This is a genomic window from Nocardiopsis listeri, from assembly GCF_020741345.1.
Classification (GTDB): Bacteria; Actinomycetota; Actinomycetes; order Streptosporangiales; family Streptosporangiaceae; genus Nocardiopsis; species Nocardiopsis listeri_A.
The window spans coordinates 1-7,743 of the sequence record NZ_DYZD01000374.1 but is presented as its reverse complement, the minus strand read 5'-3'; the positions used below and the strand labels follow the sequence as shown (position 1 = coordinate 7,743).

Annotated in this window: 7 protein-coding genes; 1 reads left to right on the top strand and 6 read right to left on the bottom strand. The window is 71.8% G+C overall.

The window, feature by feature from the left end:
- Positions 1-33 precede the first annotated feature (33 nt).
- Positions 34-1,266, top strand: a complete 1,233-nt coding sequence (locus K8V84_RS20060) for an MFS transporter (RefSeq protein WP_304077247.1) — start codon at positions 34-36, stop codon at positions 1,264-1,266.
- Positions 1,267-1,290: 24 nt separating this feature from the next.
- Here K8V84_RS20060 and K8V84_RS20055 read toward each other — a convergent pair whose 3' ends face one another.
- The 6 genes from K8V84_RS20055 to K8V84_RS20030 form a co-directional block, all read right to left on the bottom strand.
- Positions 1,291-1,476 carry a hypothetical protein gene (locus K8V84_RS20055; RefSeq protein WP_304077245.1) on the bottom strand — a complete coding sequence of 62 codons (186 nt, stop codon included), beginning with the start codon at positions 1,474-1,476 and terminating at the stop codon, positions 1,291-1,293.
- 22 nt (positions 1,477-1,498) lie between these two features.
- Positions 1,499-2,074 carry a hypothetical protein gene (locus K8V84_RS20050; RefSeq protein ID WP_304077243.1) on the bottom strand — a complete coding sequence of 192 codons (576 nt, stop codon included), beginning with the start codon at positions 2,072-2,074 and terminating at the stop codon, positions 1,499-1,501.
- A 96-nt stretch (positions 2,075-2,170) separates the two neighbouring features.
- A complete protein-coding gene (locus K8V84_RS20045; RefSeq protein WP_304077241.1) occupies positions 2,171-2,806 on the bottom strand; it encodes a TetR/AcrR family transcriptional regulator in 636 nt (211 codons plus the stop codon).
- 20 nt (positions 2,807-2,826) lie between these two features.
- Complete coding sequence (locus K8V84_RS20040; protein ID WP_304077240.1) at positions 2,827-3,999, bottom strand: acyl-CoA dehydrogenase family protein; 1,173 nt, start codon at positions 3,997-3,999, stop codon at positions 2,827-2,829.
- A complete protein-coding gene (locus K8V84_RS20035) occupies positions 3,996-6,140 on the bottom strand; it encodes a biotin carboxylase N-terminal domain-containing protein (RefSeq protein WP_304077239.1) in 2,145 nt (714 codons plus the stop codon). The genes K8V84_RS20040 and K8V84_RS20035 overlap by 4 nt, the downstream gene beginning before the upstream one ends.
- A gap of 13 nt (positions 6,141-6,153) precedes the next feature.
- A partial coding sequence (locus K8V84_RS20030) for an acyl-CoA carboxylase subunit beta (protein ID WP_304077238.1) occupies positions 6,154-7,743 on the bottom strand: 1,590 nt, incomplete at its 5' end.

Sequence of the window (7,743 nt, the reverse complement as noted above, 5' to 3'; positions counted from 1 at the left end):
CCCTCCTCCCCAGAGCAGCCCGTCCCGGCCGCGTTGGCCGAGCCCACCCGCCCCGTCCGCGCACTGTGGGTGGCCGGGATCAGCCTGGCCAACCTCGGTATGTGGATGGCGTTCTTCGGCCCCCTCCAGGTGCTGTTGCCCGAACAGATCGGCCGGATCGTCCCCTCCGACAAGGAGACCGTCCTGGCCTGGGTGACCGGGGTGGGCGCCACCATGGCCCTCATCGCCACGCCCCTGGCCGGCGCCCTGTCGGACCGCACCACCGGTCGTCTGGGCCGTCGACGCCCCTGGGTGCTGGCCGGAGCGGCGCTCGGCGGCGCGGGGCTGGTGGTGCTCGGCACCCAGGAGACCGTCTGGGGTGTCCTGCTGGGCTGGTCGTTGGTGCAGACGGCCCTGTCCTGCCTGAACGCCACCCTGCTCGCCGCGGTCCCCGACCACGTGCCCCGGAGCCAGCGCGGGGCGGTCTCCGGGTGGATCGGCATCCCCCAGTCCGCCGGTGTGGTCGCCGCCGTGGTGCTGGTGACCATCGTGGTCACCGAGATCGCCCCCGGCTACACGCTCATCGGGGTGCTCACCCTGGCGCTCGCCCTACCGTTCGCGCTGCTCTCACCGGATCCGCCGCTGCCGCGTGCGGCGCGCCCGCCCTGGCGCGGCATGCTGCGCGGGCTGTGGGTCTCGCCCCGTCGGTACCCGGACTTCGGGTGGGCGTTCCTGACCCGGTTCCTCATCGGTACCGGCAACGCCATGTTCATCCTGTACCTGCTGTACTTCCTGCGCGACACCGTGGGTTACGAGGATCTCTTCCCCGGGTCCGACGCCACCGACGGCCTGTTGACGCTGATCCTGGTGTACACGGCGGCGGTGGTGGCCACCACCGTGGTGGCGGGCCTGATCTCCGACCGGCTCGGCCGACGTCGCGTCATGGTCGCCTTCGCGGGCGTGGTCATGGGCGTACCGGCGTTCATGGTGGCCCTCTCCCCCACCTGGTCGACCCTGCTGGTGTGCGCGGTGGTCCTGGGCGTGGGCTTCGGGGTGTTCCTGTCGGTGGACAACGCCCTGGTCACCGAGGTGCTGCCGAGCGCCGAAGGACGCGCCAAGGACCTGGGGATCGTCAACATCGCCAGCTCGGGACCACAGGTGATCGCCCCTGCGTTGGCCGGCCCGATCGTGGTGCACCTGGGCGGCTATCCGGTGCTGTACACCGTGTGCGGCCTGGTCTCCCTGCTCGGAGCGGCCGTCGTGTGGAAGATCAAGGGGGTCCGCTGACCCGACCGGCGAACGCCCGGCGGGTCAGCGCGCCCAGCGCAGACAGACGTAGGCGATCACGAAGAACATCGCGCCGAACAGAGCCCCGTAGGCCAGCGCCTGGAGCCAGGTGTCGCCCATCAGGGCGCGCAACGGCACCAGGACGACGGTGGAGATCAACGCCGGCCCGGCCGCGTTCATCAGCGGCCGCCGGGCGAGTTCGGGGGGCATGTGCGGCTCCTTCACGCGGACTTCAGTCGGTGACGGCGTCCAGCGAACCGGTGTCGGCCCGGGGCATCCCGGTGACCTCCTCGCCGCGCCGGCGGGCCGGTTCCCACCACCACCAGTGCGTCCGGGGCACCCAGGTGGGGATCTCCTCGACGCTGGTCGGCGCGGCCTCGGCGGCCACCGCCTCTAGAGCGTCGTCGATACGCGGGATGGACTCCAGGTCGCCCGGACGCATGAAGCGTTCCCACGGAACGAACTCGTCGCCGAGGATCTGCAGCATGGAGCGGCGCCAGCACGCCGGACGGTAGCCCTCGTGCCTGCCGTTGTCGGCCGCGGTCTGGGTCCGCACCACGTACAGGCCCATTCGGTCGGGGTTGCTGCCGCTGACCAGTAGTTCGGAGAGGGTGGCGATGAGGTTCTGTCCGCCCGGGGACTGGCGTTCGACCCGGCTGGTGGCCCGGTACAGCTCGAAGAGCCGGGCGAAGGCCGTGTCCATCAGGGCGTCACGGTCCCGGCGCCGCGCGGCGCTCTCCGCGAACGCGTCCACCGCCCGTCTGGCCAGGCCGGGGAGGTCCCTGCCCGTATCCGCACCCACCGACACACCGCCTTGTCCGTCGAACCCGTCATCGCCGGGGCCGTGGCGAGGCCCGGCCCGACTCACGATCATAATCCCGGCGAAGCCGGAGCGGATAGGAGGTTACCGCCTGGTATCCGCCTGGGCCACGTCCCCGCCGCGCAGGGTGTGTTCGAGCATGCGGGCCCACTGACCGACGACGCGACGACGTCGTGCCCGGTCATCGGTGAGGAGGTTGGCCAATCCCAGCCCGCGGGCCAGGTCCAGGGTGGCCTGAACGGCCTCCCTCGTCCCGGGGACCGACTCGTCGGCGTCGAGCAGATCCACCACCGCGTGGTGCAACTCCCGCCCCACCTGTTCCTCCAGGGGAATGAGCTGGGCGCTCAGGGCCGGCTCGCCGGCCGCCGCCGCCCACAACTGCAGGGCGGCGTCGAAGTCGGGACCGCTGAAGGCGTCCACCACCATCTGCACCACGGCCTCGGTGCGCCCCGGCCCTGCCTGAACGGACGCCACCCGGCGACGCAGATCGGCGCCACGACCGTCCACCATGTGCCGCAGCGCCGCCAGCAGCAGTTCCTCCCTCGTCGGGAAGTGGTGCTGGGCGGCACCGCGGGAGACCCCGGCGCGTTCGGCGACGGCGCTCACCGTCGCGCCGGGAACCCCGCGTTCGGCCAGGCAGGCGACGGCCGCGTCCATCAGCCGGGCCCGGGTGAGCCGGCTGCGTTCCTGCCTGGGTCCACGGTCCGGTGCCGTCTCCACTCGCGCCTCTTCCTTGAACGTCAGTACGACTTGGGCAACCCCAGTGACTGCTGGGCCACGTAGTTGAGGATCATCTCGCGGCTCACCGGAGCGATCCGGGCCAGCCGGGAGGCGGCGATCATCGCCCCCAACCCGTACTCGCTCGCCAGCCCGTTGCCGCCCAGGGTCTGCACGGCCTGATCCACCGAACGCACACAAGCCTCGGCGGCGGCGTACTTGGCCATGTTGGCCGCCTCCCCGGCACCCGCGTCGTCGCCGGCATCGTAGCGGAGCGCGGCGTGGTGGGTCATCAGTCGTGCCTGCTCCATCTCGATCTTGATCTGCGCGAGCGGGTGCGCCAATCCCTGGTGGGCACCGATGGGGCGGTCCCGCCACACCACGCGTTCCTTGGCGTAGGCGACCGCCTTGTCGAGCGCGTGGCGGGCGAAGCCGGTGGAGAAGGAGGCCGCCATGATGCGTTCGGGGTTGAGTCCGGCGAACAGTTGCAGGAGCCCGGCCTCGGGGTCGCCGACCAGGGCGTCGGCGGGGAGGCGGACGTCGTCCATGAACAGTTGGAACTGGTGGTCGGGGCTGACGATGTCCATCTCGATCCTCCGCGCCTCGAAGCCGGGGGTACCGGTGGGGACGATGAACAGCGCGGCGGACAACCTTCCTGTGTCGGAGTCCTCGACACGACCGACGACGAGCACGGCGTCGGCGACGTCGACCCCGGAGATGAAGGTCTTGCGGCCGTTGATCACCCATTCGTCACCGTCACGCCGGGCGGTGGTGGTGATGCGGTGGGAGTTGGAGCCGGCGTCCGGTTCGGTGATGCCGAACGCCATGATGGTCTCGCCGCTCGCCAGCCCGGGCAGCCAGCGCCGTCGCTGCTCGGAGGTGCCGAAGCGGGACAGGACGGTGCCGCAGATGGCCGGGGAGACGACCATCATCAGGGTGGGGCAGCCGGCGGCGCTGAACTCCTCCATGACGGCGGCCAGGTCACCGATGCCGCCACCGCCACCGCCGTACTCCTCGGGGATGTTGACGCCCAGGTAGCCGAGTTCGCCGGCCTCCTTCCACAGTTCGCTCAGGTAGGCGCCCTCCGCGGCCTTGGCCCGGGTGTACTCGGAGCCGTAGCGGGAGGCCAGGGCCGCGACGGCGGCCCGCAGCTCGACGCGTTCGGATGGTTCGTCGAAGGTCATGGCACCGGTCACGGGTTCGTCCCTTCCTCGCCGGTGGGGGTGGCGGGGTCTGCGGTTGGTTCGATGGTGGGGCCCGTGTCGGAATCCTCGTCGTAGTCGAGGACCGCGAGGGGCGCGCCGGCGCCGACCCGTTCCCCCGACGCCACGGGCAGTTCACGGACGATTCCGGCTGCGGGAGCGGTGACACGGTGCTCCATCTTCATGGCCTCCATCCGCAGCAGGATCCGCCCCTCGGACACGTGTTCGCCGACCTCGACGTCCACGGTGGTGACCGTGCCCGGCATGGGGGCCGGGAGCGCACCGGGATCGACCTTGGACTCGGGTGAGGGCAGCGGGTCGACGGGCACGAGGGCGACCGGACCGAGCGGGGACTCCACGTACACGGAACCGGTCGTGTCCGGCCGCTCTCCGGGGACCCGGTGGATCTCGAAGGCGCGGCGTACCCCGCGCACCTCCAACACGACCTGTTCCGCCCCGGCCGACAGCACCCGCACGCCCTCCTGTTCGGGCAGGTGGGCGCCGCGTACCGACCGGAACTTCGTGGTGACCTCCCGACCACCGGAGGTGGTGTGCCTTCGGGTGTGCGGCGCGGAGGGCACGTTGCGCCAGGCGGCCGGTACCCCGGCGGGCACGGTGGCCGTGGAGCGGGCCGCCTCGATCGAGGCGAGCGAGGCCGCCAGGGCGGCCAGGTCCTCGGTGGCGGGGTCGGCCAACGGCAGCGCCAGTTCGGTGAGCCGGTCGCCGGTGAGGAACCCGGTGTGCAACCCCTCCGGCCGGGTTTCGGCACCGGCCATGAGGGGGTGGCGCAGGGAGCGCACCAGCAGGTCACGGTTGGTGCCGACGCCGTGCAGGCGCGCCCCGGCCAGGGCCGCCGACAGGCGACGCAGGGCGTCGCGACGGTCACGGCCCACGGCGATGACCTTGGCGAGCATGGGGTCGAAGTCGACGCCGACCTCGTCACCGGTCTCCACACCGTGGTCCAGCCGCACCCCGGGTTCGGTGAGCGGGGTGAAGGAGGTGTCGGTGGCCGAAACCTCGAACGCGTGCAGGACTCCGGTGCGCGGCCGCCAGTCCTCGCGGGGGTCCTCCGCGTACAGGCGGGCCTCGATGGCGTGCCCGCGCGGTGCGGGTGGCCCCTCCGGCGGGAGCGGTTCCCCCTCGGCCACGCGCAACTGCCACTCCACCAGGTCGAGCCCGGTGACGCACTCGGTGACGGGGTGTTCCACCTGTAGGCGTGTGTTCATCTCCAAGAACACGGGTTCGCCCAGGCCGTCGTCGGTGACGGGGACGAGGAACTCGGCGGTCCCGGCCCCGGTGTAGCCGATGGCCGCGGCCAGGTCCCGGGCGGCCCGGTGCAGGCGTTCCCGGACGGCCTCGGGCAGGCCGGGCGCGGGGGCCTCCTCCAGGACCTTCTGGTGCCGGCGTTGCACCGAGCAGTCGCGTTCGCCGACGGCCCACACGGTGCCGTGCAGGTCGGCGAGCACCTGGACCTCCACGTGGCGGCCGCGTTCGACGTAGGGCTCGCAGAACACGGTGGGGTCGCCGAAGGCGGAGGCCGCCTCGGTGCGGGCCGCCTCGGCCTCGGCCGGCAGGTCCGCCAGGTCGCGGACCACCCGCATGCCGCGGCCCCCGCCCCCGGAGACCGCCTTGACCAGTACGGGCAGGTGTTCGGTGCGCACCTCGGCGGGGTCGAGGGCGTCGGCCACCGGAACCCCGGCGTCACGGGCGACCTTCTTGGCGAGGGTCTTGGAACCCATCTGTTCGACGGCCTCCGCCGAGGGGCCCACCCAGGTGAGCCCGGCCTCGACGACGGCACGGGCGAAGCCGGCGTTCTCGGACAGGAAGCCGTAACCGGGGTGGATCGCGTCGGCCCCGGCGATGCGGGCGGCCTCGACCAGGGCTTCGGGGTCCAGGTAGGCGTCCACGGGGCCGCCGCCCTCGGGAACGGGCAGCGCGACGGCCGCGTCGGCCTCGCGCACGTGGGCGGCGTTCTCCTCACCCGGCGCGTGCACCGCGACGGAGGTGAGACCCAGGGTGCGGCAGGTGCGGATGATCCGGCGGGCGATCTCTCCGCGGTTGGCCACCAGCAGGGCGGTGACGGGGCGGAGGGGGCCGACCCTGGCCGGGTCGGTCGTGGGGTGGGTGTGGGACATGTCCTGGCCTCCTCTACATGCGGAAGACGCCGAAGGCGTCGGTACCGGCGACGGGCGCGTTGTGCGCGAAGGACAGGCACAGTCCCAGGACCGTACGGGTGTCGCGGGGGTCGATGACCCCGTCGTCGTAGACCCGGCCGGACAGGAACATCGGCAGGGACTCGGCCTCGATCTGGTTCTCGACCATCTCCCGCATGACGCGGTCCTGTTCCTCGTCGTAGGGCAGCCCCTTCTTGGCGGCCGAGGCCCGCGAGACGATGGAGATGACCTCGGCGAGCTGACCGGGGCCCATCACCGCCGAGCGGGCGCTGGGCCAGGCGAAGAGGAAGCGCGGATCGTAGGCGCGGCCGCACATGCCGTAGTGTCCGGCCCCGAAGGAGGCGCCGATGAGCACCGAGAAGTGCGGGACGGTGCTGTTGGAGACGGCGTTGATCATCATCGAGCCGTGCTTGATGATGCCGCCCTGCTCGTACTCGGCGCCGACCATGTAACCGGTGGTGTTGTGCAGGAAGATCAGCGGGGTGTGGGAGCGGTTGGCCAGCTGGATGAACTGCGCGGCCTTTTGCGACTCCTCGCTGAACAGCACTCCGTTCTCGTTGGCCAGGATGCCGACGGGGTAGCCGTGCAGGCGCGCCCATCCGGTGACCAGCCCGGATCCGTAGGAGGGTTTGAACTCGTCGAACTCGGAGCCGTCGACGATACGGGCGATGACCTCGCGTGGGTCGACGGGGACCTTGAGGTCGGGCGGCATGACACCGAGGAGTTCCTCGGCGGGGTGGAGGGGTTCGGGTGCGGCGGGGTCCGGGGCGGGCCCGGCCTTGGTGTGGTTGAGGCGGGCCACGATGCGCCGCCCGATGCGGATGGCGTCGTGTTCGTCCTCGGCGAGGTGGTCGGCGAGCCCGGACACCTCGGCGTGCATGCGCGCTCCGCCCAGGGACTCGTCGTCGCTCTCCTCCCCGGTGGCGGCCTTGACCAGCGGCGGCCCGCCCAGGAAGACCTTGGCCCGGTCACGCACCATGACCACGTGGTCGCTCATGCCGGGGACGTAGGCGCCGCCTGCGGTGGAGTTGCCGAACACCAGGGCGATGGTGGGGATGCCGGCCCTCGACAGTCGTGTGAGGTGGCGGAAGGTGCCGCCGCCGGGAATGAAGATCTCCTTCTGGGTGGGCAGGTCGGCACCGCCCGACTCCACCAGGCTGATCATCGGCATCCGGTTGCGTTCGGCGATCTCCCCGGCGCGCACGGACTTCTTCAGGGACCAGGGGTTGGTGGCGCCGCCCCGCACCGTCGGGTCGTTGGCCACGATCACGCACTCGACCCCGGAGACCACACCGACGCCGGTGACGACGCTCGCGCCCACCTGGAAGTCGCTGCCCCAGGCGGCGAGGGTCGACAGTTCCAGGAAGGGGCTTCCCTCGTCGAGGAGGAGTTCGACGCGTTCGCGGGCGAGCAGACCGCCGCGGGAACGGTGGCGTTCGACGTAGCGCTCACCGCCGCCGACCAGGGCCTTGGCGTGTTCGGCGTCGATCTCGGCGAGCCTGCCGAGCATCTCCTCCCGTGCCTCGGCGTAGGCCGGGTCACGGGTGTCGAGTCTGGAGGTCAG